Origin of the sequence: Serratia sp. CC22-02 (assembly GCF_900182895.1) — a bacterium.
Taxonomy (GTDB): domain Bacteria; phylum Pseudomonadota; class Gammaproteobacteria; order Enterobacterales; family Enterobacteriaceae; genus Serratia; species Serratia nevei.
In genome coordinates, this window is the sequence record NZ_FXUD01000007.1 from 171,765 (window position 1) to 196,982 (window position 25,218).

Annotated in this window: 26 protein-coding genes; 8 read left to right on the forward strand and 18 right to left on the reverse strand. The window is 60.3% G+C overall.

From position 1 onward, the window contains the following. The first annotated feature begins 19 nt into the window (after nt 1–19). Nucleotides 20–1,072, forward strand: coding sequence for a DUF2157 domain-containing protein (locus tag QOL81_RS20810; RefSeq protein ID WP_100396633.1), 1,053 nt, complete (start codon nt 20–22; stop codon nt 1,070–1,072). Between the two features lie 47 nt (nt 1,073–1,119). Here the strand turns inward: QOL81_RS20810 and yfhb are convergent, their stop codons facing one another. Genes yfhb through murQ form a run of 3 tightly spaced genes read right to left on the reverse strand, consistent with a single transcriptional unit; the run spans nt 1,120 to nt 4,059 of the window. Next, nucleotides 1,120–1,776 (reverse strand): phosphatidylglycerophosphatase C, encoded by a 657-nt coding sequence (gene yfhb / locus QOL81_RS20815; protein ID WP_060425040.1) that lies wholly within the window; start codon nt 1,774–1,776, stop codon nt 1,120–1,122. A 3-nt stretch (nt 1,777–1,779) separates the two neighbouring features. Beyond that, nucleotides 1,780–3,147 (reverse strand): PTS transporter subunit EIIC, encoded by a 1,368-nt coding sequence (locus QOL81_RS20820; RefSeq protein ID WP_070914445.1) that lies wholly within the window; start codon nt 3,145–3,147, stop codon nt 1,780–1,782. 18 nt (nt 3,148–3,165) lie between these two features. Next, nucleotides 3,166–4,059 (reverse strand): N-acetylmuramic acid 6-phosphate etherase, encoded by an 894-nt coding sequence (gene murQ, locus QOL81_RS20825; protein WP_060425045.1) that lies wholly within the window; start codon nt 4,057–4,059, stop codon nt 3,166–3,168. A gap of 167 nt (nt 4,060–4,226) precedes the next feature. On the opposite strand from murQ, the gene QOL81_RS20830 reads away from it, so the two are divergent. From QOL81_RS20830 to QOL81_RS20840, 3 genes are all read left to right on the forward strand, one after another. Further along, entirely contained in the window at nt 4,227–5,075 is an 849-nt protein-coding gene (locus QOL81_RS20830; protein WP_033654299.1) for a MurR/RpiR family transcriptional regulator, read from the forward strand. A gap of 143 nt (nt 5,076–5,218) precedes the next feature. Then, a complete protein-coding gene (locus tag QOL81_RS20835; RefSeq protein ID WP_283440011.1) occupies nt 5,219–6,763 on the forward strand; it encodes a phosphoethanolamine transferase in 1,545 nt (514 codons plus the stop codon). 91 nt (nt 6,764–6,854) lie between these two features. Continuing rightward, nucleotides 6,855–7,115, forward strand: a complete 261-nt coding sequence (locus QOL81_RS20840; RefSeq protein ID WP_025303942.1) for a YfhL family 4Fe-4S dicluster ferredoxin — start codon at nt 6,855–6,857, stop codon at nt 7,113–7,115. Nucleotides 7,116–7,160: 45 nt separating this feature from the next. On the opposite strand, the gene acpS is transcribed toward QOL81_RS20840, so the two are convergent. From acpS to lepA, 7 genes are all read right to left on the reverse strand, one after another. Further along, nucleotides 7,161–7,541: a holo-ACP synthase gene (gene acpS, locus QOL81_RS20845; RefSeq protein ID WP_019452319.1), complete on the reverse strand. Its 381-nt coding sequence runs from the start codon at nt 7,539–7,541 to the stop codon at nt 7,161–7,163. Then, complete coding sequence (gene pdxJ, locus QOL81_RS20850; RefSeq protein ID WP_047730060.1) at nt 7,541–8,272, reverse strand: pyridoxine 5'-phosphate synthase; 732 nt, start codon at nt 8,270–8,272, stop codon at nt 7,541–7,543. The genes acpS and pdxJ overlap by 1 nt, the downstream gene beginning before the upstream one ends. Before the next feature lie 71 nt (nt 8,273–8,343). Next, entirely contained in the window at nt 8,344–9,075 is a 732-nt protein-coding gene (gene recO / locus QOL81_RS20855) for a DNA repair protein RecO (RefSeq protein ID WP_004929165.1), read from the reverse strand. Nucleotides 9,076–9,081: 6 nt separating this feature from the next. Beyond that, nucleotides 9,082–9,990 carry a GTPase Era gene (era, locus tag QOL81_RS20860; RefSeq protein WP_283440012.1) on the reverse strand — a complete coding sequence of 303 codons (909 nt, stop codon included), beginning with the start codon at nt 9,988–9,990 and terminating at the stop codon, nt 9,082–9,084. Continuing rightward, nucleotides 9,987–10,667, reverse strand: coding sequence for a ribonuclease III (gene rnc / locus QOL81_RS20865; protein ID WP_004929158.1), 681 nt, complete (start codon nt 10,665–10,667; stop codon nt 9,987–9,989). Before rnc ends, era begins: the two co-directional genes overlap by 4 nt. Nucleotides 10,668–10,902: 235 nt before the next feature. Beyond that, complete coding sequence (gene lepB / locus QOL81_RS20870) at nt 10,903–11,880, reverse strand: signal peptidase I (protein ID WP_033644122.1); 978 nt, start codon at nt 11,878–11,880, stop codon at nt 10,903–10,905. A 32-nt stretch (nt 11,881–11,912) separates the two neighbouring features. Further along, nucleotides 11,913–13,712, reverse strand: a complete 1,800-nt coding sequence (gene lepA / locus QOL81_RS20875) for a translation elongation factor 4 (protein ID WP_033635625.1) — start codon at nt 13,710–13,712, stop codon at nt 11,913–11,915. A gap of 518 nt (nt 13,713–14,230) precedes the next feature. Here lepA and QOL81_RS20880 point away from each other — a divergent pair. Then, a complete protein-coding gene (locus QOL81_RS20880; protein WP_141959971.1) occupies nt 14,231–15,067 on the forward strand; it encodes a hypothetical protein in 837 nt (278 codons plus the stop codon). On the opposite strand, the gene rseC is transcribed toward QOL81_RS20880, so the two are convergent. The 4 genes from rseC to rpoE are packed head-to-tail and all read right to left on the reverse strand — an operon-like array spanning nt 15,064 to nt 17,755. Continuing rightward, nucleotides 15,064–15,540 (reverse strand): SoxR-reducing system protein RseC, encoded by a 477-nt coding sequence (gene rseC, locus QOL81_RS20885; RefSeq protein ID WP_283440013.1) that lies wholly within the window; start codon nt 15,538–15,540, stop codon nt 15,064–15,066. The two genes, QOL81_RS20880 and rseC, sit on opposite strands and share 4 nt — an antisense overlap. Next, nucleotides 15,540–16,496, reverse strand: a complete 957-nt coding sequence (gene rseB, locus QOL81_RS20890) for a sigma-E factor regulatory protein RseB (protein ID WP_283440014.1) — start codon at nt 16,494–16,496, stop codon at nt 15,540–15,542. The genes rseC and rseB overlap by 1 nt, the downstream gene beginning before the upstream one ends. Then, nucleotides 16,496–17,149 carry an anti-sigma-E factor RseA gene (gene rseA / locus QOL81_RS20895; protein ID WP_049200771.1) on the reverse strand — a complete coding sequence of 218 codons (654 nt, stop codon included), beginning with the start codon at nt 17,147–17,149 and terminating at the stop codon, nt 16,496–16,498. The genes rseB and rseA overlap by 1 nt, the downstream gene beginning before the upstream one ends. A gap of 30 nt (nt 17,150–17,179) precedes the next feature. Continuing rightward, on the reverse strand, nt 17,180–17,755 hold the full coding sequence (gene rpoE / locus QOL81_RS20900) for an RNA polymerase sigma factor RpoE (protein WP_004929136.1): 576 nt from the start codon (nt 17,753–17,755) through the stop codon (nt 17,180–17,182). Nucleotides 17,756–17,969: 214 nt separating this feature from the next. On the opposite strand from rpoE, the gene nadB reads away from it, so the two are divergent. Further along, nucleotides 17,970–19,571, forward strand: coding sequence for an L-aspartate oxidase (gene nadB, locus QOL81_RS20905; protein WP_283440015.1), 1,602 nt, complete (start codon nt 17,970–17,972; stop codon nt 19,569–19,571). 38 nt (nt 19,572–19,609) lie between these two features. Here the strand turns inward: nadB and trmN are convergent, their stop codons facing one another. Further along, nucleotides 19,610–20,389, reverse strand: a complete 780-nt coding sequence (gene trmN / locus QOL81_RS20910; protein WP_060441112.1) for a tRNA(1)(Val) (adenine(37)-N(6))-methyltransferase TrmN — start codon at nt 20,387–20,389, stop codon at nt 19,610–19,612. Nucleotides 20,390–20,488: 99 nt separating this feature from the next. Here trmN and srmB point away from each other — a divergent pair, with 99 nt between their 5' ends. After that, nucleotides 20,489–21,811 (forward strand): ATP-dependent RNA helicase SrmB, encoded by a 1,323-nt coding sequence (gene srmB / locus QOL81_RS20915; protein WP_016929798.1) that lies wholly within the window; start codon nt 20,489–20,491, stop codon nt 21,809–21,811. A 52-nt stretch (nt 21,812–21,863) separates the two neighbouring features. Here the strand turns inward: srmB and QOL81_RS20920 are convergent, their stop codons facing one another. The 3 genes from QOL81_RS20920 to grcA all read right to left on the reverse strand — a co-directional run bounded on the left by QOL81_RS20920 (nt 21,864) and on the right by grcA (nt 24,141). Next, on the reverse strand, nt 21,864–22,619 hold the full coding sequence (locus QOL81_RS20920) for an ankyrin repeat domain-containing protein (RefSeq protein ID WP_060425055.1): 756 nt from the start codon (nt 22,617–22,619) through the stop codon (nt 21,864–21,866). Next, entirely contained in the window at nt 22,612–23,574 is a 963-nt protein-coding gene (locus tag QOL81_RS20925) for a Tle-like phospholipase domain-containing protein (protein ID WP_141959979.1), read from the reverse strand. Before QOL81_RS20925 ends, QOL81_RS20920 begins: the two co-directional genes overlap by 8 nt. A 183-nt stretch (nt 23,575–23,757) precedes the next feature. Further along, nucleotides 23,758–24,141 carry an autonomous glycyl radical cofactor GrcA gene (gene grcA / locus QOL81_RS20930; protein ID WP_004929114.1) on the reverse strand — a complete coding sequence of 128 codons (384 nt, stop codon included), beginning with the start codon at nt 24,139–24,141 and terminating at the stop codon, nt 23,758–23,760. A gap of 346 nt (nt 24,142–24,487) precedes the next feature. Between grcA and ung the strand changes: the two genes are divergently transcribed. Further along, the gene (gene ung / locus QOL81_RS20935; RefSeq protein ID WP_033635636.1) at nt 24,488–25,171 is read left to right on the forward strand and encodes a uracil-DNA glycosylase; all 684 of its coding nucleotides are present in this window, start codon (nt 24,488–24,490) and stop codon (nt 25,169–25,171) included. Nucleotides 25,172–25,218: the final 47 nt, after the last annotated feature.

Consider the following 25,218-nt stretch of genomic DNA (forward strand, 5'->3'; position numbering starts at 1 on the left):
TGATTCAGGGACCAGAAGCATGAAACTCAGTAAAAAGAACGCGGTCGTGGTGCGCAAGGCGCTGGACGGTTGGGTGGGAGAAGGCGCCTTGACGCCCGAACAACGGCAGCAACTGCTGCAGCATGTGGCCGTGCAGCCTTTCGACTGGCGGCGGCTGGCGCGCTATGCGTTTCTCGCCGCGCTGGCCTCGCTGCTGATCGCCGTCACCAGCCTGTTCGCCGACAGCGAACTGCTTGCATGGCTCAGCGGACTGTTCCGCTTCGACGCGCCGGTGCGCATGGCGATCGCCGGCGTACTGGCGGCGCTGGCCTACGTCTGGGCGCTGCGTCGCCGCCGGCGCCACCCGGAAAAACGCTACGGCAATGAGGCCGCGCTGTTTGTCGCCGTGTTGCTTACCGCCTGCGCCTTATGGCAGCTGGGAGTCTGGCTGGATAACGGCAGCGGCCGGGTTTCCGTGCTGCTGCTGTTCGCCGCGCTGCTGTACGGCGCGATCGGCTGGTTCAGCCGCTCCGGGCTGGTGTGGTGGTTCGCCCTGCTGTCGCTCGGCAATGCCTTCGGCGCCGAGACCGGCTACCTGTCCGGCTGGGGCGCCTACTGGCTCGGCATGAGCTACCCGATTCGCTTTATCGCCTTTGGTGCGGTGCTGATCGCCGCCGCGCTGCTGTTGCGGCCGCTGTTGGCGCAACGCGGCCTGCAGCGGGTGTCGCTGGCGATGGGCCTGCTGTACCTGTTTATCGCTCTGTGGCTGCTGTCTATCTTCGGCAACTACGGCGATCTCGACAGCTGGTACAGCGCGCGCCAGATCGAGCTGTTCCACTGGAGCCTGCTGTTCGGGCTGGCCGCCCTCGCCGCCATCTGGCTGGGGTTGAAGCATGACGACGCCATGCTGCGCGGCTTCGGGCTGACCTTCCTCGGCATTAACCTGTATACCCGTCTGTTCGAGTTTTTCTGGGACAGCATGCCGAAGGCGGTTTTCTTCGTGCTGCTCGGCCTGAGCCTGTGGGCGCTGGGGCATTATGCGGAGAAGATTTGGCAGCTGGGGCGCAAGCCGCACGACGTGACCGACGACTGATCGTGGTGCCGATAAAAGCAGAAAGGGCGGAATCTTCCGCCCTTGGTTTATTCCAGCTGCTGCAGCTCGCCCTGCTTGCTTACCCGCCAGCGGTGCTCGCAAAAGAACAGCAGCGGATTATCCTGCTTGCTGTCGCTGTAGCCGCTGTACAGCTTCAGCGGCGCACCGAGCCGCTGCTCGAGCTGCACCACTTTCTGGGCTCCCAGGCAGCGCAGGGTCAAGACCCAGCCGCCGCAGCGGCGCGTGATGCGGCTGCCGATCAACCGCACCCGCGGCAGAAACGCCGAATCGCGATACACCTGCTCCACCAGCCGCTCCGGCGAGCCGGTAATCAGCCACACTTCGGCATCGTGCTCCTCCAGGTACTGCCGCAGCCGCATTTGCACCACCGGAAATGCGGTCACCTTCTGGCGAAAGGCCTCGATAAACTGCCGCTCCAGCGCCTTGAGCTTCGCTTCGGAACGCCCAAAGGTGATCGCCCACAGCAGCAGGCTCATCGGCCAACGCGCGGCGCGCCCCAGCAGCATCAGCGCCAGACCGATCGGCAGCAGCAGCGGTATCACCAGCAACAGGTTCAGCGGTAAGCGGCGCAGCAGAAAACGCAAGAAACTGCCGAACATATCCTCCTGATGCAGGGTGCCGTCCAGATCGAAAAAGACCACGCGGCGCCCCTCTGCGGCCGGTTGTTGCTGCTTGTCGCTCAAACGCTACTCCTCGGGATCGTTGAACCCCATCATCCAGGTGAAGAGAAAACCGGCGATAATCGTAATCAGCATCCCCGCCAGATACAACATCACCTTACCTGAGACGATGGTCAACGCCAAAGGCAGCCCCGAAATGCCGAAGGTGATCACCGTCGCCACCTTCCAGTAGCTGATCAGCGCTCCGCCAACCGCACCGCCGAGGCAGGCGCCGATAAACGGCCGGCCCAGCGGCAGCGTCACCCCGAAGATCAGCGGCTCGCCGATGCCGAGAATGCCGACCGGCAACGCCCCTTTGATCACCTTTTTCAGCCGCGCATTGCGGGTTTTCAACAGCACCGCCAGCGCTGCCCCCACCTGCCCAACGCCGGCCATCGCCAGGATCGGCAGCAGCGGGTTGGAACCGTGCGCCTGCACCAGCTCGACGTGGATCGGTACCAGCCCCTGATGCAGGCCGGAGAGCACCAGCGGCAGGAACAGCCCCGAGAGCAGCGCTCCCACCAGCAGCCCGCCCTTGTCGATCGCCAGATTGGCGCCGTGGGCGATGGCGTCGGAGATAATGCCGCCGATCGGCTGCAGAATCAGGATCGCAAGCGAGGCGGTGACCAGCGTGGTCAGCAGTGGGTTAAGGATCAGTTCGACCGATTCCGGCAGCAGCGTGCGCAGGCGTTTCTCCACCCAGCACATCAACGCCACCACCAGCAGCACGGCGATCACCCCGCCGCGCCCCGGCTGCAGCGCCTCGCCGAACAAGGTAATCTGCGCCAGCGCCGGGCTGGAGAGAATGCCGGCCATCACGCCGCCCATTGCCTGAGAGCCGCCGAATACCCGCGCGGCGTTGACCCCGACCAAAATGTTCATGATGGCGAACACCGCGCTGCCGAAGATCGCCAACAGCCCCAGCACGTTCGGGTAGTCCACCGCCAGCTGGCCGGCGATGTCAGGCCGTTTCAGCAGGTTGATGATGCCGGTGATCAGGCCCGAGGCGATAAACGCCGGGATCAGCGGAATAAAGACATCGGCCAGTTTTTTCAGCGCGCCGCTCATCGGCGCAGCGTATTTTTGCTTGGCCTGCGCCTTGGTGCGGGCCGCGTCACCGACGGCGACGACGGGCTGCGCGCTACCGCTCAGCAATTCGCGCATGGCATCCACCACCTTGGCGGCGGCGCCTGGGCCAACGATAAACTGATGCTGCTCACCCTGTTTGATATAGCCCTTCACGCCGGGCAGCTGCCTGAGGGCGGCCAGATCCAGGCGCTGCTCGTCGCTGACCTCAACGCGCACCCGCGTCATGCAGTTCTCCAGTTTGAGGATATTGCCCTCGCCCCCCACGCCCGCCAGGATCTGTGTCGCCAATGCCGTTGTCTTGTCCATCGCCGCCCCCACCGTGAATTAACGCGCCAGCGCCGCGCGCAGGTAGCCGTCGTGCCGCTGCAGCCGCTGCTGCGCCTCTTCAGCGCTGACGCCGGCCAAAAGCATCAGGATCGCCGGTTTGACTTCGAAGCCGGTCTGCGCCAGCGCCGCCTCCGCCTGAGCGCGTTCGGCGCCGGTGGCCTCCACCACGATGCGGCAGGCGCGATCCACCAGTTTGACGTTGGTGGCCTTCACGTCCACCATCAGGTTCTGGTAGACCTTGCCCAGCTTGACCATCGCGCCGGTCGACAGCATGTTGAGCACCAGCTTCTGCGCAGTGCCGGATTTCAGACGCGTCGAGCCGGTCAGAGCCTCCGGCCCTACCACCGGCGAGATCGCCACCTGCGCTTCGTGCGCGATCGGCGAATCCGGGTTGCAGGAGATGGCCGCCGTCGGGCAGCCCAGCCCGCGCGCATAGCGCAGTGCGCCAATCACATAAGGCGTGCGCCCGGAGGCCGCCAACCCCACCACCATATCGACGGCGGTGAGGTTAAGCGCCCGGAGATCGGCTTCGCCCAAAGCTTCGTCGTCTTCCGCCCCCTCCACCGCTTTAAGCAGCGCGCCCGGCCCGCCGGCGATCAGCCCCACCACCACGCCGTGCGGCACACCGAAGGTCGGCGGGCACTCGGAGGCATCCAGCACGCCCAGGCGGCCGCTGGTGCCGGCGCCCAAATAAATCAGCCGCCCACCAACCTTCAACGCCGCCGCCGCCAAATCGACCGCCTGCGCGATCGCCGGCAGCACCTTTTCGATCGCCTCCGGCACCTTGCGGTCTTCCTGGTTAAAGCAGCGGACCATCTCCAGCGTCGACATCTCATCCAGCCTCATGGTGGCCGGGTTGCGGGTTTCCGATACCAGTGCGCCTAAGTTCATCTGTTCACCTTTGAATTTTTAATTCACAAAATTAAATCAATATTTGAATATTTTATTCAACAAAGCGAGCGCTATTTGCTATTTTAACGACGAGCTCACAAAAATTTTCACCGCGCGTTTTCGCCGCCTGCGTGGCAAAATGGCCGCTGGTTTCCAGGGAAAGATCAATGAGTACCCTTCTGCGCATTCGCCAGATGTATCCGACACTGGCGCAAAACGACCGCAAGCTGGCGGATTTTTTGCTGAACAACGCCGAGCAGGCGCGCCATCTCAGCTCGCAAAAGCTGGCCCAGCTGGCCGGCATCAGCCAGTCGAGCGTGGTGAAGTTCGCCCAAAAACTGGGCTATAAAGGTTTCCCGGCGTTGAAGCTGGCGCTGAGCGAGACGCTGGCCCAGCCGCAGGCCGAGCCGGTCGTGACCGTTCACAACCACATCCTCAGCAGCGACACGCTGAAAACCGTCGGTGAAAAGCTATTGGCGGAAAAGCAGGCGGCGCTGCGCGCGACGCTGGACATCAACAGCGAAGAGCGGCTGCATCAGGCGCTGGACATGCTGCGCCAGGCGCGCCGGGTAATGCTAATTGGCATCGGCGCTTCCGGGCTGGTGGCCAAGGATTTTTCCTTCAAGCTGCTGAAAATCGGCGTGATGGCGGTGGCCGAAGCGGACATGCACGTTCAGCTGGCGGCGGTGCAGGCGCTGGACAAACGCGATCTGCTGCTGGCTATCTCCTTCAGCGGCGAACGGCGTGAAATCAATCTGGCGGCGGAAGAGGCGCGCCAGGCCGGCGCCAGGGTGTTGGCGCTGACCAGCTTTTCTCCCAACGGCCTGCAGCAGCGCGCGGATCACTGCCTCTACACCATCGCCGAAGAGCCCCACACCCGCAGCGCGGCCATCTCTTCCAGCACGGCCCAGTACGCTCTCACCGATCTGCTGTTTATGGCGCTGATTCAACACGATCTCGATCATGCCCGCGACCGCATCAAGCACAGCGAACAGTTAATGAAAAAGTTGGTTTGAGGCGTATAATGGCGGCCGATAAAACGCCGCCAGCTCAATTATTTCCCTTCTCTGCATTCGAAAAATAATGTGCGGGCGGTGACTCGCTCAATTATCAATCAATAATTGAGCATGCATGGACAGCATTATTTAACGATACCATTATGAATACACACACTGTTATTTTAGATAAGTTGCGGCACTCCGTGGCTCACCCGACCCTGCGCACTTTTTTATTTTACGCCATTATTGCTTTGATATTAATCAAAGCGATGGGATACAGCGGTGGAAAAGGCATTGATATTCTTTTTATTGCACTTATCTTGTTATTATTATCTATCCATTCGCTTACCCGTTACGGCCTGATTATTCCGTTTATTCTGCTGTGCGCACTGTATGCGCCGGTCGGGGCCATATACGGTTCCCCATCAGCCGTCGTGGTGTCAGCCCTGCTGCAATCCAACCCGATAGAGGCAAGGGAGTTTTTGCAAACCCTCCCGGTCAGCTGTTATCTGTTGCCTATCGCCATTCTGGTTACGCCGGCCATTCTCGGTCGATTTATTTGGCGACACCCCCTGTCAAAGAAAACAATATTGATCGCATTGGGCCTGCTTACGGCGATTATTATCGCCAGAGCATTCAGCGGTGGGTTGAGCAATCTCAGATTGCCTGACTTCTTTTTATCCACTTATTCGGCTTACCATCAATACCAACAGCAGATTGATGAATTAAACACCGACGCTTCAGCACCAAACCGCTGGTCGCTTACCGCCGGCGTACCAACGAATGAGAACTATGTCATTATCGTCGGCGAAAGTATGCGCAGGGATCATATGTCCTTATTTGGTTATCCGGTGTCCACTACACCGTTTCTGGATAATGCCAAGGGACGGTTTTACAGTAACTATATTTCCACCGCGCCGAATACGTTCGAATCGCTCCCCCGCACGCTGGCTTTAAGCAACGGCCACAACATTGCCCTCGGAGATAATATCATCACCCTGGCAAAAGCCGCCGGCCTCAATACCCACTGGCTGTCCAATCAGGGCATGTTCGGGCAATTCGATACGCCGGTATCAAAAATCGCCATGTTCAGCGATAACCATTACTTCCTGAAGAAAGGCGACTATCAATCGCGCAACACCGATGATGATGCGCTGCTGCCAATATTTGACCAACTATTGAGCCGCCAGGGGCAAGGCAACCTGTATGTGCTGCATCTGATGGGCTCGCACGCCGACTTTTGCGCGCGGCTTAACGGCGAACCGCCGAGCGTCGAGTCGCCGAATAAGGAGCTGGCCTGCTACCTCTCTACCTATCGCAAGACTGATCGTTTTATCGAGCAGGTTTATCAAAGTCTGAAACGGACCGGTGCGCCGTTTAAACTGTTCTATTTCTCCGATCACGGTCTTTCCCATAAGGATATCGGCGGCATACGTTCTCTGCGTCACAGCGGCGATACCCGGCAGAATTACCAGGTGCCGTTGCTGGTGCTGAGCGATCGCGACCAACAACACCAGATCATTGATGATCCCTTGAGCGCGTTCGATTTTATCGGGTTGTTTGCTCAAGAGGCGGGAATACGGGTTGCTCATCCGGAGGTGATGCCGACGATGCGTATGGCGGATACCGATAAGCGCTGGGTGTTTGACGGGCAGAGAAGGGTTGATTTCGATCAGTTGGCTGACGACCCACCTGAGTTACCCTAAGCGGTAAGATGACGAAAAAACGCCCGCCGCGCGGCGATTCTATGATAGATTGCGCGCCAGCCCGAGCACACCGATGGAAAGATAACTGACAATGGCACTGCTGATTACCAAGAAATGCATCAACTGCGACATGTGCGAGCCGGAATGCCCGAACCAGGCGATTTCGATGGGCGATGAGATTTATCAGATCGATACCGATCGCTGCACCGAGTGCGTCGGCCATTATGATACGCCGACCTGCCAGCAGGTTTGCCCGATCGACAACACCATCATCACCGATCCGCAGCATCGCGAGAGCAACGAACAGCTGTGGGACAAGTTCGTGGTGCTGCACCACGCCGATCGCATTTAATCCGCCGCAGGACTGACAAGGGCGCCACAGGCGCCCTTTCTATTTTCAGCTTTCGACGATCACCGTCGCGCAGGCGTAGCGCCGTTCGTCGGCCAGCGAAACGTGGATCGCGGCGACCCCCATCTCCCCGGCCAGCTCGGCGGCGCGGCCGTGCAAACGAATATTCGGCTTGCCCAACGCATCGTTGAACACTTCGAACTGGTTGAACGCCAGGCCGTTGCGAATGCCGGTGCCGAACGCCTTGGCAGCGGCCTCTTTCACGGCGAAACGTTTGGCCAGAAAGCGAATCGGCTGCTGGTGCTGCTGATACAGCGCCCACTCGGCGTCGCTCAGCACGCGGCGTGCCAGACGATCGCCGCTGCGCTCCACCACCGCTTCGATACGCGCCATCTCGACGATGTCGGTACCCAGCCCGAGCACCGCCATTACCGGCGCGCTTCCCGCATCAGCACTTTCATGTCGGCAACTGCGGCCGGCAGCCCGCACATCACCGCCTGGCCGATAATTGCATGGCCGATGTTCAGCTCGTGCATTTCCGGCAGCGCGGCAATCGGCTGCACGTTGTGGTAGGTCAGGCCGTGGCCGGCATTGACCTTCAGCCCCTTCTCGGCCGCGTAGGCGGCGGCTACCGCGATGCGGCGCAGCTCGGCCTGTACCGCCAGCTCGCCCTGGGCTTCGGCGTAGGCACCGGTGTGAATCTCGATATAAGGAGCGCCCACCGCCACCGCCGCGTCGATCTGGCGATGATCGGGATCGATGAACAGCGAGACCAAAATGCCCGCCTGCGCCAGGCGCTCAACCGCCACGCTCATTTTGTCCAGCTGGCCGGCGACGTCCAGGCCGCCTTCGGTGGTCACTTCTTCACGTTTTTCCGGCACCAGGCAGCAGAAGTGCGGCTTCAGCTCAATGGCGATGTCCAGCATCTCGTCGGTCACCGCCATCTCCAGATTCATGCGCGTCTGGATGGTCTGGCGCAGCAGGCGCACGTCGCGGTCAGTGATATGGCGACGGTCTTCGCGCAGATGCACGGTAATGCCGTCGGCCCCCGCCTGTTCGGCAATGAATGCCGCCTGAACCGGATCCGGGTATTGGGTTCCGCGCGCGTTACGTAACGTGGCGATGTGATCGATATTGACGCCCAGCAGCAAATCAGCCATGACAACCTCTAAATACGATTTTCAGTGCCAGCAGTTTACACGCGGGCGCAGGGCGGCAAAAGGGGAAAAGGTCAGGCGTCGTCGACCGGCGTATTCGGCTGTTTGCGCACGAACTGGCGGAACAGTTCGCGGCTCTTCAACGGCTTGCCGCCGAGGTAGGGTTTCAGCGCCATACGGGTGAAACGCTTGGCGGCGCGCAGCGTCTCGGCATCGGGAAACTGCCGCTCCGCCAGCGCGCGCAGTTCGCGCCCGGTGAAGCTGTAATGATCCACCACCAGGCTGGCGATAAAGCCTTTCTCTTCGCGGTAACGATAGGTCATGGCATCATCCACCGGCAGGCCGCTGCCGGCGCAGTGCAGGAAATCGAGGCCGTAGCCCAGGTGGTGCAGCAAGGCCAGTTCGAACTGACGCAGCGCCTGCTCCGGCGAGCTGTCTTCCGCCGCCAGCGCCTGCAGGCATTGCAGATAGTCGAAGAACAGCACCGAGTAGTTGGTTTCCTGCTCCAGCACGCGCGCCAGCAGTTCGTTCACGTACAGGCCGCTGTAAAGCATCATGCCGCTGAGGGGTAAACCGAGGGAGACCGCTTCGGCGTTGCGCAGCGTTTTCACTTCGCCGCGGCCGCCCCAGCGCACTAACAGGGGGGTAAAGGGCTGCAGGCAACCCTTCAGATTGGAACGGCGGCTGCGCGCGCCTTTCGCCAGCAAGCGCACCCGCCCATGACCTTCGGTAAACAGATCCAGCATCAGACTGGTTTCACTGTACGGCCGCCCATGCAGGACGAAAGCGCGCTCCCAGCCGTCCACGGATCGTTACTTCAGATCGTCAACATAGCCCAGGCTGCGCAGCGCACGTTCGTCGTCCGCCCAACCGGATTTCACTTTCACCCACAGCTCGAGATGCACTTTGGCGTCGAACATCTGTTCCATGTCCTGGCGCGCTTCGATGCCGATGGTTTTGATCTTGGCGCCTTTGTTGCCGATGACCATTTTCTTCTGGCCTTCGCGCTCGACCAGGATCAGGCCGTGCACATCGTAGCCGCCGCGATCGTTAGCCACGAACTGTTCGATTTCCACCGTCACCGAATACGGCAGCTCTTCGCCCAGGAAACGCATCAGCTTCTCGCGGATGATCTCGGACGCCATAAAGCGCTGGGAGCGATCGGTGATGTAGTCTTCCGGGAAGTGGTGTTCCGCTTCCGGCAGCAGCTTGCGCACGATGCCGGCGATGATGTCGACGTTCATCCCTTTCTCGGCGGAGATAGGCACCACGTCGAGGAAGTTCATCTGCTGGCTGAGGAACGCGATGTGCGGCAACAGCTTGGATTTGTCGGTGACGTTATCGACCTTGTTGATCGCCAGCAATACCGGGCAACGCAGGCTGCGCAGCTTGTTGACCACCATTTCGTCGTCGGCGGTCCAGTTGGTGCCTTCGACCACGAAGATCACCAGTTCGACGTCGCCGATCGAGCTGCTGGCCGCGCGGTTCATCAAGCGGTTGATGGCGCGTTTTTCTTCGATGTGCAGCCCTGGGGTATCGACGTAGATCGCCTGATAGGCGCCATCGGTGTCGATGCCCATGATGCGGTGACGGGTCGTCTGCGGCTTACGCGACGTAATGGAAACCTTCTGCCCCAGCAGTTGGTTCAGCAACGTCGATTTGCCCACGTTCGGGCGGCCGACGATGGCGATAAACCCGCAGTGTTGTTTTACTTCGCTCATTCAAGCTCCAGCTTTTTCAGCGCTTGTTCCGCTGCCGCCTGCTCGGCTTTACGGCGGCTCGAGCCGGTGCCCACCACGGGCTCGCTCAAACCACTCACCTGGCAGTGGATGGTAAACTCTTGGTCGTGCGCTTCACCGCGAACCTGCACCACCAAATAAGAAGGCAACGGCAGATGACGCCCCTGCAAAAACTCCTGCAAACGGGTTTTCGGGTCTTTCTGCTTATCACCGGGGCTGATTTCGTCCAACCGGCTGCGATACCAGTCCAAAATCAGACGCTCGACGGTCTGGATGTCGCTGTCCAGGAACACGCCGCCGATCAATGCCTCCACCGTATCCGCCAGGATTGACTCGCGGCGGAACCCACCACTTTTCAATTCGCCCGGCCCCAGCCGCAGACATTCGCCCAGGTCAAACTCGCGCGCCATCTCCGCCAGCGTGTTGCCGCGCACCAGCGTGGCACGCATGCGGCTCATATCGCCCTCGTCTACGCGAGGAAAGCGGTGATAGAGCGCATTGGCGATGACAAAGCTCAGAATCGAGTCACCCAGAAACTCAAGACGTTCATTGTGTTTACTGCTGGCGCTGCGGTGAGTCAAAGCCTGCAGTAAAAGCTCCTGCTGTTGAAAAGTGTAGCCCAGCTTCCGCTGCAGCCTGTTTATTACGATGGGGTTCATGAGTTACCAATAGATCAAGAATGCGTCAAAAACTTGCAGCATACGGAACAGGCCTGCTTCGCCGAAAGCCGATCCAAAGCTGTTTCGTTTGCAGTGGCTCCCAGCAGGAGCCAACTTTTTATCGCTCGAGAAAGTATTCTACAACGAGTGGAAACATAATGCTGTGTTTATATCCCCTTAATCTTTCACGCCGCAGTAGGCTGCGGCGTGAAATAGACAGAGAATAAGTCAGCGATTAATGAATGCCGCCGATCCGGCTGAAACGCACGCCGGTAGGCCACTCACCTTCCTGCTTTTCAAAGCTCATCCAGATGGCCGTGGCTTTACCCACCAGATTTTTCTCCGGCACAAAGCCCCAGTAGCGGCTGTCCGCGCTGTTGTCGCGGTTGTCGCCCATCATGAAGTAATGCCCGGCCGGCACCACCCACTCCGCCAGCGGTTTGCCCGGCTGTTGGTAGTAAGCGCCCACCTGATCCTGCGTGCCCGGCACGGTCAGGATGCGGTGGGTCACGTTGCCCAGGCTCTCCTGACGCTCGCGCAGACGAATGCCGCCCTGCGGCACGTTGTCGTTCAGCGGGATTTGGTAGAAGCCGTTGCTGGCCTCGCCCATGCCGCTGCGGCTGAACAGCTGCACGAAGTCGCTCGGCTGGGCGTCCGCATAGGTCACCGCCAGCGCGGTATCGCAGGACTGCCCGCTGTTGCAGGACGGCTGCACCGTGACGCGCTTATTCACCGGATCGTAAGTAATACGGTCGCCCGGCAGGCCAATTACACGCTTGATATAATCCAGCTTCGGATCCAGCGGATATTTAAATACCGCAATATCGCCGCGCTTCGGATGGCCGGTTTCAATGAGCGTGGTCTGGGTAATCGGATCTTTAATGCCGTAGGCATATTTCTCCACCAGAATGAAATCGCCAATCAACAGCGTCGGCATCATTGAGCCTGACGGGATCTGGAACGGTTCGTAAATAAACGAACGCACCACAAAGACCAGCAACAGCACCGGGAACACCGATGCGCCAGTCTCTACCCAACCAGGCTGCTTCGCCACTTTCGCCAGCGTTTTATCGTCTACGGCGCCCGCGGTCTGCTCGTTGACCGCCGCGATCTTCGCGCGGCGGGCCGGCGCCCATTTAAAGCGCTCGAAGCACCAGATGATCCCGGTGACCAGGGTGGCCAACGCCAGGATCAGGGCAAACATATTCGCCATGCAAACTCCCTCGTTTCGCGAACTCGTCGCGGTTACTTGCCGTCTTTACCAACGTGCAGAATGGCCAGGAACGCTTCCTGCGGCAGCTCGACGTTGCCGACCTGCTTCATGCGTTTCTTACCGTCTTTCTGTTTCTGCAGCAGCTTTTTCTTACGGCTGACGTCACCGCCGTAGCATTTCGCCAGCACGTTTTTACGCAACTGCTTCACGGTGGAACGCGCGATGATGTGCGTGCCGATCGCCGCCTGAATCGCGATGTCGAACTGCTGACGCGGGATCAGATCTTTCATCTTCTCCACCAGTTCACGGCCGCGATACTGCGAGTTGTCGCGGTGGGTGATCAGCGCCAGCGCATCCACGCGCTCGTTGTTGATCAGCACGTCCACGCGCACCATGTCGGAAGCCTGGAAGCGCTTGAAGTTGTAATCCAGCGACGCATAACCGCGCGACGTGGACTTCAGGCGGTCGAAGAAGTCGAGCACCACTTCCGCCATCGGGATTTCATAGGTCAACGCCACCTGGTTGCCGTGGTAGACCATGTTGGTCTGCACGCCGCGCTTCTCAACGCACAGGGTGATGACGTTGCCCAGGTATTCCTGCGGCATCAGCATGTGGCATTCGGCGATCGGCTCGCGCAGTTCCTGGATATTGTTCAACGGCGGCAGCTTGGACGGGCTGTCGACGTAGATCACTTCTTTGCCGGTGGTTTCCACTTCGTAGACGACCGTCGGCGCGGTGGTGATCAGATCCAGATCGTATTCACGCTCCAGACGCTCCTGAATGATCTCCATGTGCAGCAGGCCGAGGAAGCCGCAGCGGAAGCCGAAGCCCAGCGCAGTGGAGCTTTCCGGCTCGTAGAACAGGGAGGCGTCGTTGAGGCTCAGTTTGCCCAGCGCATCGCGGAAGGATTCATAGTCGTCGGAGCTGATCGGGAACAGACCGGCGTACACCTGCGGCTTCACTTTCTTGAAGCCCGGCAGCGCTTTATCCGCCGGCTGACGCGCCTGCGTCAAGGTATCGCCCACCGGCGCGCCGAGGATGTCTTTAATCGCACAGACCAGCCAGCCTACTTCGCCGCAGTTCAGCACGTCGCGATCGACCTGCTTCGGCGTGAAGATGCCCAGGCGATCGGCGTTGTACACCTGGCCGGTGCTCATGACCTTGATCTTGTCGCCCTTGCGCAGCGTGCCGTTCTTGACGCGCACCAGAGAGACGACGCCCAGGTAGTTATCGAACCAGGAGTCGATGATCAGCGCCTGCAGCGGCGCATCCGGATCGCCCTGCGGCGGCGGGATGTCGCGCACCAGGCGCTCCAGCACTTCGGGCACGCCGACGCCGGTTTTGGCCGAGCAGCGCACCGCATCGGTAGCGTCGATACCGACGATGTCTTCGATTTCCTGTGCGGCGCGATCCGGATCGGCGGCCGGCAGGTCAATCTTGTTCAGTACCGGCACCACTTCCAGATCCATTTCGATCGCGGTGTAGCAGTTGGCCAGCGTCTGGGCTTCTACGCCCTGACCGGCATCCACCACCAACAGCGCGCCTTCGCAGGCCGCCAGCGAGCGGGAAACTTCATAGGAGAAGTCAACGTGGCCGGGGGTGTCGATAAAGTTGAGTTGATAGGTCTGCCCATCCAGCGCCTTATAATCCAGCGTCACGCTCTGCGCTTTGATGGTGATGCCGCGCTCGCGCTCCAGATCCATGGAATCGAGCACCTGCGCGGCCATTTCACGGTCGGACAAGCCACCGCAGATTTGGATAATGCGGTCAGACAGCGTCGACTTACCGTGGTCAATATGGGCAATAATGGAGAAATTTCGTATATGCTTCATTATAAAAGTTTTTCTGCCTTGGTATTTCTGAATTACTCGCCTATAGAAACCCGCATGGACCTAAAGCGACAGTGAATGGGTTAGGCCGTCTTGCACCTGAATCGCTGCATTCTACATGCCACACCACTGAAAACCTAGCGATCGGTGCAGTGAAGGCATTCTATTATGCGCAGCTAAATGTTACAGGGCACCCCGGCGGGTGAAAACAGATGTTAACGCGGACGATACGGCCTGAACCCAAGGCTTGCAGGTGCTTCGTGGCCGTCAAACTCCGGCACTAATACATAACCGGCCGCAGCGCAATAAACCCTCTCCGAAATTATAAGAAAAGAATATTTGGATCAACCTCTTAGAATTCCATTTCGCCCCTCTGCCTTTAGGAAAAACCCCATATACGCCACCACCGCCCCTCGGATAGAAAGGGCGTGAACTCCGCGACAAAACATTATTCCGGGCACTACATCGGCAGCCCACCGGGGTTCAGCAGCATATCTGCGTACGTTGATTGGAAGGTGCATATGATCGATAAAGGGCAAATGCTGAGCCGGCACGATTTTTCGAAGGTCAACTGGGGCATTCTGGCGGCGGCGGCGCTGCTGTTTAGCGTGGGGGCCGCGCTGTTGGTGCTGCCGCTGCTGAGCAGCATTGATGAGAGTGAAGTCATCACGCTGTTGCAGGCCGGCGCGGGCACGGTTTTACTCGGCTGTACGCTGCTGGCGCTGCGGCACTATCTGCGCCCGACGCTGACCTATCGCCTGTACGAGCACGGCGTGCGGGTCTTTGACGGCCACCATCACAAAGAGCGCTTCATCCCGTTTGAGAAGATCGGCGACATCTATCGCTTTCGCGGCGGCAAAGCTTTTGGCGGGCTGTTTGACGTCACGGCGTTCCGCGCCGGCGCGGATCAGCCCTGGTGTACGGTTTTCAGCAACGTCGCCCATTCGTGGCGGCTGGCGGACGTGATCGTTGACCAACAGCTGCAGCAGCGCGGGCCGCTGGCATTGAATGCGCTCTATCAGGGGGAAGTGGTGCCGTTTCACACCGTTGAGGGCGACGCACGCTGGCTGTGGCAGCTGCTGCTGGGCAAACGGCAAGGTACGCCGACTGAAACGCTGCGGCTAAGCGCCACCTTGCTGGCCACGGAACGGGGAAACGTGCCGCTCGAGCAGATCCGCGCGGTGGAAAACCATCCGCAGCTCGGCATCCGTTTGCTCGACGGCCAGGGAAATGTGCTGTTCGCGATTAACTACGATTCGCTGCTCAGCGCCGATCTGTTTATCGCGCTGTTGGAGCATATGATCCACAACCGCATCCCCGCCTATCACAACCCGGCGATGACGCGGCCGTCGGTTTAAATCAGCGGGGAGTTTTCCGCCTGCATGCGCATCGCGGTAGGCGGCAGCCCAATCTGCAGCACCACCGGCTGGTAATCGGCCTGCTCGCCCAGACGCCGGGCCAACCGGCGCGCCAGCATAAAGGCCGCCCCGCCGCCCAGCACGGCGCCGACTGCCGCCGAGGCGTCGCTGTCGAAACAATATTGCAGCAAGGTGCCGCCCAACATCATGCCCAGCAGCGGCGTCAGGTAAACCAGCATGGCGGAGCGCAGCAGGCTGCCCTCCGCAATGCCAACCTCGACACGCTGCCCCGGTTCGAGCGGCTGATCGATATGCACCTGCAGCTGATGCGCGGTTTCCGGCACCAGCTCGTTCAACGCGCGCGCGCCGCAGCCGGAGCGCGCGGTACAGCTGCCGCAACCGGCCTTGGGTTCACAGCGCAGCAGCGCTACGCCCTGTTGCCACGAAACCACCGTGGCCCACTCTTTCATCATTACGGCGATACCTTGAAAGAAATGCTGTCGGCGATGCGCTTGGCCGTAGACGGCGGCAATTCGCCCACGATAGTGATTTCGTTGCCCGCGCGCACTTCGGTCTGAATGGTACGGCGCCCCTGACGGTAGTATTGCTGCCCGGCTCCGCTGCCCGCCGGGCTGACGTTGACCGAGAAGCTGAACAGACCGTCGCTGTAAAGCCGGGATTCGACCGGCACGGCGACATTCGGTAATTTGCGGCGATTGCGCGCCACCTCGTCCACCCCGGCCGGCAGCCAGCCGGTGCTCCAGCTGAGCTGGACGTTTTCCACCGCCGGTAGCGACAGTAGCGGCGGCAGGTTGGCTTTGAGCAGCCCCTGCATCGCGCCCTGCACGTCGGCGCCGACCGCGAAGGAGATCACCCGATATTGCTCCAGCGTTTCGCCGTCGCGATCGAGCAGATCCACCCGCAGCGGCAGCTTGGTGTCCTCGTCCATCCAGACGATGTAGCTGTAGCGGGAACCGTCGCGCGCCACCACGCGCAGCACTTCACACGGCCGATCGGCGATGCGGGTGCTGCCCACGGAGATGAAGTCGTAGTACTTGGCCAGACGGGTGAAATCGGCATAGACGATCGCCGGCAGCGCATCGACGATGTGATCGCCGGTGAGCGTGAACGGCTCCAGGCCAGGCTCGAAGTAGCTGATCCCGCCGCCGCGCTGCAATACTTCGCGGCGCGGGCCGTCCATATGCAACAGCTGGCCGAGCGGCACGTTGCCGATCACCGCATGGCGATAGCGCAACGACTCGATTCCCTGCTTGCTGATGCTGATGTAGGCGAGCTCGTAATTGAGAGAACGGCTGGCGCTGCTCATCTGTTGCAATAACGCCCCGGACGCAGTTGGCTGCGCCGGGGCGATGCTGGAATAGAGCAGGCTGCCCGTCAATAAACAAACGGAGAACCAGATTTGCTTCATTACTGCTGTTGCATTCCTAAAGACTGAGTTCCGGGAACCTGAATGGCAGCCTGTTGTGGGTTGCTTTGTTCAAGCTGCAGCTGATCCGAATGCAGGCGACGTTGCAGTTCATAGTCCTGCAGCATGGCGTTGATACGCTTGCGCTGTTCCTGCACCTGCTGCTGTTGGCCGCTGCCGGTGGAGAAGCTGTCGGCCGGGACGCCCAGGCTGACCGGTGAGGCCTGGCCCATGATCGGCAGCGTGGTGAAGGCCGGCGATTCGGACGCGTTCGATGACGCAGCAGGTTGGTTATAGTGCTGTACGCCGACGATCACCGCCAGCGACACGCAGGCCGCCATACCGATTTGCGTAATCTGGCTCGCCCAAGGACGCACTTTGTCCCAGAACGGCATTTTCTGCCAGGTGTGAGGCTGCGGCTGAGATTCCTGAACGGCGGAAGGCACCAGCCGGGCGGGTTCTTTCTCAAGTGCAGCGGCTACGCGATCGGCGATGTCGAGATGCATCACTTGCCCGACATCACCTCGCAGTGTGTCACGTATCAGGTGATAGCTCTGCCAGCTTTGTTGAAGCGTTCGATCTTGCGACAGAGAACTCAACAGCTCGCTGTCGAACGATTCACCATCCATCAGAGCGGAAAGCTTTTCTTTCTGCATGCCTAAGTACCCTTCCTGTGCCCGCCATTGCTAACGCTGGATCAGCGGTTGAACTTTATTATCGATAGCTTCCCGGGCGCGGAAAATACGCGAACGTACGGTTCCGACCGGGCAATCCATGATGGCAGCTATCTCTTCGTAGCTTAGACCATCCAACTCCCGCAGGGTAATCGCCATGCGAAGATCCTCAGGGAGCGACTCAATGGTACGGAAAACTATCTGTCTCAGCTCTTCTGACAACATTAAGTTCTCAGGGTTCGAAATTTCTTTCAGTGCGCCCGCACTTTCGTAATTTTCCGCATCGTTGGCGTCCACATCACTGGATGGCGGACGGCGCCCCTGAGCAACCAGATAATTCTTTGCCGTGTTCACGGCGATTCGATACAACCAGGTATAAAAAGCGCTGTCGCCACGGAACGATTCCAGTGCGCGATAGGCCTTGATAAACGACTCCTGCACCACATCGGGCACATCGCCCTGCGGTACATAGCGGGAAACGAGACTCGCCACCTTATGCTGATAGCGCACTACCAGTAGGTTAAACGATTTCTGATCGCCCTTTTGGACCCGCTCGACCAGAACTTGATCCGTTAACTGCTCGCTCATCCGAGGTAAACTCTCCCCAAATCCGTCTCCACGCGTAAAATTGTACTGCCAGCCATACATTATTTTCCTGAGCAAGCACTCGCTTGGAGTTCATATAGAACACGAAGTTCCATATCGCCATTGTTTTTTCTGTTGATGTCGCCCTATCCGTGGCTTTTGCCCGGACAGTTAGGCTAACATGAAATTCACTCTTCTTCTGCACACATCATACGTTATGCAACCATCATCTGAACATGTTAGCGATGTACTGATCGTCGGCAGCGGCGCTGCGGGCCTGTCACTGGCGCTGCGCCTGGCGCAGCATTGCAAGGTTACCGTTCTCAGCAAGGGGCCGCTCAGCGAGGGCGCCACCTTTTACGCCCAGGGCGGGATCGCCGCGGTGTTCGATGAGACGGACAGCATTGCCTCACACGTTGATGACACTTTGATTGCCGGCGCCGGCCTATGCGACAAAGAGGCCGTCGAATTCATCGCAGGCAACGCGCGCCACTGCGTGCAGTGGCTGATCGATCAGGGCGTGCTGTTCGACACCGAGGTCAACGCGCAGGGCGAGGAGCATTATCACCTCACGCGCGAAGGCGGCCACAGCCATCGCCGCATTCTGCACGCCGCGGACGCTACCGGTAAGGAAGTAGAGACCACGCTGGTGGGGAAAGCAAGCGCTCACCCCAATATTTGCGTGATGGAGCGCTGCAACGCGGTTGACCTGATTACCTCGAACAAAATCGGCCTGCCGGGCACCCGCCGAGTGGTGGGCGCTTACGTCTGGAACCGCGAGCTGGAGCGGGTGGAAACCTACCGCGCCAAAACGGTGGTGTTGGCCACCGGCGGCGCAGCCAAGGTATACCAATACACCACCAACCCGGACATCTCCTCCGGCGACGGCATCGCCATGGCCTGGCGCGCCGGCTGCCGGGTCGCCAACCTGGAGTTCAACCAGTTCCACCCGACCTGCCTGTTCCATCCTCAGGCGCGCAACTTCCTGCTGACCGAAGCGCTGCGCGGCGAAGGGGCTTATCTGAAACGCCCGGACGGCAGCCGCTTTATGCCGGATTTTGACCCGCGCGGCGAACTGGCCCCGCGCGATATCGTCGCCCGCGCCATCGACCATGAAATGAAGCGCCTGGGCGCCGACTGCATGTACCTGGACATCAGCCACAAGCCGGCGGAGTTCATCACCCAGCACTTCCCGATGATCCACGAGAAGCTGCTGACGCTGGGCTTCGATCTGACTCGGCAACCGATCCCGATCGTCCCGGCGGCGCACTACACCTGCGGCGGCGTGATGGTCGATCAGCACGGCCGCACCGATCTCGACGGGCTGTACGCCATCGGCGAGGTCAGCTATACCGGCCTGCACGGCGCCAACCGCATGGCGTCGAATTCGCTGCTGGAGTGCCTGGTGTACGGTTGGTCGGCGGCGGAAGACATTCTGCAGCGCCTGCCGTTCATTCAGCAGGCCAAACAGGTGCCGCACTGGGATGAAAGCCGGGTGGACGATGCGGACGAACGGGTGGTGATTCAGCACAACTGGCACGAGCTGCGGCTGTTCATGTGGGATTACGTCGGCATCGTGCGCACCACCAAGCGGTTGGAACGCGCCCTGCGCCGCATCAACACGCTGCAGGCGGAAATCGACGAGTACTACGCTCACTTCCGCATCTCCAACAACCTGCTGGAGCTGCGCAATCTGGTGCAGGTGGCCGAGCTTATCGTGCGCAGCGCCATGGCGCGCAAAGAGAGCCGCGGCCTGCACTACACGCTGGACTATCCGGATCTGCTGCCGAAAGCGCTGCCGACCATTTTGCAGCCTTAACCTCTGCGACAGGGCGCCTAATCGGCGCCCTTTTCTTTTCAGTAGAACAGGTAGAAGTCGGCGATCAACCGGCGGAAATCGTCGGTATAGCTGCCATCGGCCTGCTTGATCGCCAGCGCCTGCTCCCGCAGCGGCGTTTCCCGCCGCGTCAGCGCCAGCAGCACCCGGTGCAGCGGCGTATCGGCCCGATCGCTGACGTTCACTTTCGCCGCCGTCTGCCAGCCGCTTTGCTGCGCCAGACGTTCGAATTCGGCGCCGATGTCGTGCGGCAGCACCACGCAGAACGTTCCCTGTTCCGCCAACAGCTGTGCCGCACAGGCCAACAGCGCATCGTGCGTCAGGGTTTCGGTGTAGCGCGCGTTGTGGCGCGCCTGGTCGCGGCAGGCCACCGCCGGCTCGAAATAAGGCGGATTACTGACGATCAGATCATACTCAGCGGCATGCTGCTGCGCATAATGGTGAATATCCTGCGCATGCACGCGGATGCGCTGCGGCCACGGCGACTCCGCCGCATTTTCGCGCGCCTGGCCGGCGGCGGCTTCATCCAGCTCCACCGCGTCAATGGTCACTTCGTCGCCGCTGCGCTGCGCCAGCATCAGCGCGATCAGCCCGCTGCCGCTGCCGATGTCCAGCACCCGGCGCGCCTGCCCCAGCGGCGCCCAGGCGCCGAGCAGCACCCCGTCGGTGCCCACTTTCATGGCGCAACGATCGTGGGCGACAAAGAATTGTTTAAAGGTAAAACCCCCGCGGCGCGGGGTAAAATCGGCTTTCGATCGCTTGCTCACACTCACCACCTGGCTATAAAACTGGCGTAGCATAAGGCAATCTGATCGACGGGAAAAGAGCGGCTTTCCGCTTAAATAGGTGAAGATCGCGGCCAACCCGTCTATAATCGGCGCCCCAAGTAGAGGTAGACCATGACAGCAACCACTTTTTCCGAACTCGAACTCGATGATCGCCTGATCGACGCGCTGCGCGACAAAGGCTACGATCGCCCCACCGCCATTCAGGCCGCTGCGATCCCGCCGGCGATGGACGGGCGCGACGTCTTAGGTTCGGCTCCGACCGGCACCGGCAAAACCGCCGCCTTCCTGCTGCCCGTGTTGCAGCACCTGCTGGACTTTCCACGCAAAAAATCCGGCCCGCCGCGCGTACTGATCCTGACGCCAACGCGTGAACTGGCGATGCAGGTCGCCGATCAGGCGCGTGAATTGGCTGCTCATACCTCGCTGGATATCGCCACCATCACCGGCGGCGTCGCTTACATGAACCACGCGGAAGTGTTCAGTGAAAACCAGGACGTGGTGGTTGCCACCACCGGCCGTTTGCTGCAATACATTAAAGAAGAGAACTTCGACTGCCGCGCGGTGGAAACCCTGATCCTCGACGAAGCCGACCGCATGCTCGATATGGGCTTCGCGCAGGACATCGAAACCATCTCCGCCGAAACCCGCTGGCGCAACCAGACGCTGCTGTTCTCCGCCACGCTGGAAGGCGAAGCGATCCGCGAATTCGCCGAGCGCATCCTGAAAGAGCCGGTGGAAGTGGAAGCCGATCCGTCGCGCCGCGAACGCAAAAAGATCCTGCAGTGGTACTACCGTGCCGATGACGTGCAGCACAAAACCGCGCTGCTGATCCACCTGCTGAAGCAGCCGGACGTGCAGAAATCGGTGATCTTCGTGCGCAAACGCGAGCGCGTGCACGAGCTGGCCACCTGGCTGCGCGAAGCAGGCATCAACACCTGCTATCTCGAAGGCGAAATGGTGCAGGCCAAACGCAACGAAGCGGTCAAACGCATGATGGATGGCCGGGTTAACGTGCTGGTCGCCACCGACGTTGCCGCACGCGGTCTGGATATCCTCGATATCACCCACGTGTTCAACTTCGACATGCCGCGCACGGCGGACACCTACCTGCACCGCATCGGCCGTACCGGCCGCGCCGGGCGCAAAGGCACCGCCATTTCGCTGGTGGAAGCGCACGACCATCTGCTGCTGGGCAAAGTGGGCCGTTACCTGAATGAGCCGCTGAAAGCGCGCGTGATCGATGAGCTGCGGCCGAAAACCAAGGTGCCGAACGAGAAGAGCAACGGCAAGCCATCGAAGAAAGTGCTGGCCAAACGCGCGGAAGATAAAGCGAAGAACAAAGAAAAGGCCAAGGTGAAAGTGCGCCACCGTGACGCCAAAAACGTCGGCAAACGCCGTCAGGCGAAGGCCAAACCGGCCGGCGACGCGGAATAACCCCCGCTGCCTAAGAAAAAACCGCCTGTACAGGCGGTTTTTTTATGGGCGTTTACGGCTGCGCGTAGTGCGTGGCCAGACGGTGCCCCTGCAGCCATTTATCCAGTTCGCGGAACTGTGCCTTCAGTTCGTCATTCTGCAAATGCGCCGGCGTTTGCGAGAAGTAAAACTGGAACGCGACGCCCTGCTGGTTGCGCGCCCGGGCATCGGCCCCGGCCTGCAACAGCAACAGCGCCAGGTGCGGCGCGTTAATCTTCGCCGCCAGATGCAGCGGGGTATCCCCCAGCCGATCGCTCAAGGTGGTGTCCGCCCCGGCCGCCAGCAACAGCCGCAGTTGCTCTTCACGCCCGGCCAGCACCGCCGCCGCAAGCGGCGTGGCGCCGGTAACGGCATTACGCACGTTCACCTGCGCCCCTTCGGCCAGCAAAAGCCGCAGGTACTGCGCGTCTTGCAGCATCGCCGCGGTGTGCAGCGCGCTGTTGCCGTCCAGCCCCGCCGCCGCCGGGTCGGCACCGAGATCCAGCAACGCCTGCACGCTATCCGGCTGCTGCGAAAGCACCGCCCACTGCAACAGCGTGACCTGCCGATCGCCCCGCTCGCGCAAACGATCCTGCGTGGCCTGCGCATGGATACCCTGCGTATCACCGCGCGCCACCGCCTGAGCCAGCGCCAGATTGCTGCGGCCGTCAAACGGCGAAATCTCCTGCCCCATCTGTTGCTCCTTAGCCATCATCAGTAAACCGGTCACCGCGACCAGCGCCAGTAAGGCTATCGCCAGCGCCCGCCGCAAGCGACGCCCTTCAGGCATTGGCCTTCGCCTCCCACGGCTTTTGTTCCGCCATCGAGCTTATCACCTTGTCGATGCCGTGCGCCGTCAGGCTGCGATCCAGATGCTTGCTCGGCCGCCAGTCATCGATGCCGGTCAGGGTATCGTTGTTGGCCAGGGTGATGTTGTGGCCGATGGCGTCCGGGATCAGCGAGGTCGACTCCTGGGTGCTGGTCAGCATGTCATATTGCTCGCTGTAGCGGCGAATACCGCCGGCTTCGGCATCTTTCTTCGCCGCCGCCGGATCGATGCCCAGGCGATTCAGGGTGTAATCCGAGACCCCGGCCGCGTTGAAGGTGACCGCGACCGTGCCGGTCGCCAGCGCCGCCGTGGCCGCCAGGCCGCCGCCAAGCGAATGGCCGGCGATCACCAGCGCATCGCCGAAGGCCGCCTTGGCGCTTTTGGCAGCGGCAACAGCCTGATTGTACTGCACATCGTCATAGCCCGTCGCCTGCCGCACGTTGCTCAGCCAATCGCGCCAGTCGTTGGTGCCGGCGAACGCCAACACATACTGCTTGTCGTTGCTGTAAATCCCAGCCTGGAAACCGCTGCCCACGTCGTGCAGGCTGGCGGGATCGATGCCGAAACCGAGCAGCGCGCTGTCGCTCAGGCGGTTGAACCCGGCGGCACCCTGGCCAGTGAGTGAGTAAACGTCCTTGGCCAACAGCGCCAACGCATAATCCCCCTCCTGCGATTGCTGCCCCCGCGTCACGCCCGGCGCTGCCGCCGCCGTCGGTGCCGCCGCTGAGATATCGCCGACCAGCGTATTCAACAGATTCTGCGCGTTCAGCGTGTTCTGAGAGGGAGAGGCCACCGGCGCCGGATTTGCCGGCGCTGCCGCGGGCTGCGCCGCCGTCGCCGTCTCGGCAGCGGCGCGAGGCGTAGGGATCGCGGCCACCGGGGATACTGCAGAGGTAAAACTTAAAGGCATACTCATGCCGACTCCTTGTCGATAGACTTTTTATTGAGCACCTGAATAGGTGCTGATTTAGCTATCGGCAGGTCGGATGAGTTCTGTATTAGAAATGCTTATCTTTGTACAGAATGTGATCCGCGTTCGGTTTTCGGCCGCCAAACGCCAGAAAGGGAGCCGAAGCTCCCTGATTGACTGCGCCGCAAATTACAGGCTTTCGGTAAAGGTGCGGGCGATAACGTCGCGCTGCTGTTCCGGCGTCAGGGAGTTGAAGCGCACCGCATAGCCGGACACGCGGATGGTCAGCTGCGGGTATTTTTCCGGGTGCTTGACCGCGTCTTCCAGGGTTTCGCGACGCAGCACGTTGACGTTCAGGTGCTGACCGCCTTCCACGCGCACGGTCGGCTGCATTTCCAGCGGCACTTCACGGTATTCGATCTGGCCCAGGTCGCTCACCGCGACAACCTGATCTTCCGCGTAGTTGGCCTTGGCGCACACGCAGCGAGCTTCCGCTTTTTCATCGTCCAGCAGCCAGAAAGAATTCACCAGCGCCTGGTCATTCGCTTTGGTAATTTGAATACCGGTAATCATTATGTTGCCTCCGTACAAGGGCGTAAAAATTCACGTCGTGAGAAAACCCAATTCTGGTTTCGGCCATTTGGTAAAACCATTGTTGTCTTGTTGTTCTGTATACCAGCCTGACCGGGGCAGTTCCTTGATTAAAGTCAATTTTTACCGGGTAGGCACAGGGCGTGAAGGGGCAAATTTATGTTTTATATCAATTTTCCCACCGCGGCAAAAACCAATTATTTTTGTAAATTTTCAAAAATAATTGCATAAGACACGGCGGCGAGAAATGAAAAGCGGGTTTCGCTGTGCGTGCCGAAACGGTAAGCTATAGCCCATGAATTGCTAAAGAAAACAAAGGAGAGCGTTTATGGCCACCTCCCTCACCTGGCATGACGTGATCGGCAAAGAGAAAGAGCAGCCCTATTTTGTTGAAACGCTCGCCTTTGTTGCCGCTGAACGCCAGGCCGGTAAGACCATTTATCCACCGCAGAAGGACGTGTTCAACGCTTTCCGCTATACCGAGCTGGCGGACGTCAAGGTCGTCATCCTCGGCCAGGATCCGTATCACGGCCCCAATCAGGCGCACGGCCTCTCTTTCTCGGTGCGCCCCGGCGTGCCGGCGCCACCGTCGCTGGTGAACATGTATAAAGAGCTGGCGACCGACATTCCCGGCTTCGAACGCCCGGATCACGGCTACCTGCAAAGCTGGGCCGAACAGGGGGTGCTGCTGCTCAACACCGTGCTGACGGTGGAAGGCGGCCGCGCGCACTCGCACGCCAACCTGGGCTGGGAAACCTTTACCGATAAAGTGATCGCCGCCCTGAACGAGAACCGTGAAGGCGTGGTGTTCCTGCTGTGGGGCTCGCACGCGCAGAAGAAAGGCAACTTTATCGACCGCAACCGCCACCATGTGCTGAAGGCGCCGCACCCGTCGCCGCTCTCCGCGCACCGCGGTTTCCTCGGCTGCCGTCATTTCTCGCAGGCCAATCAGCTGCTGGAGCAGCAAGGGCTCACGCCGATCGACTGGATGCCGCGCCTGCCGCAGGCGTAGCACAGAGACAAAAAAGGCACCCTCGGGTGCCTTTCTTTATGCGTTGC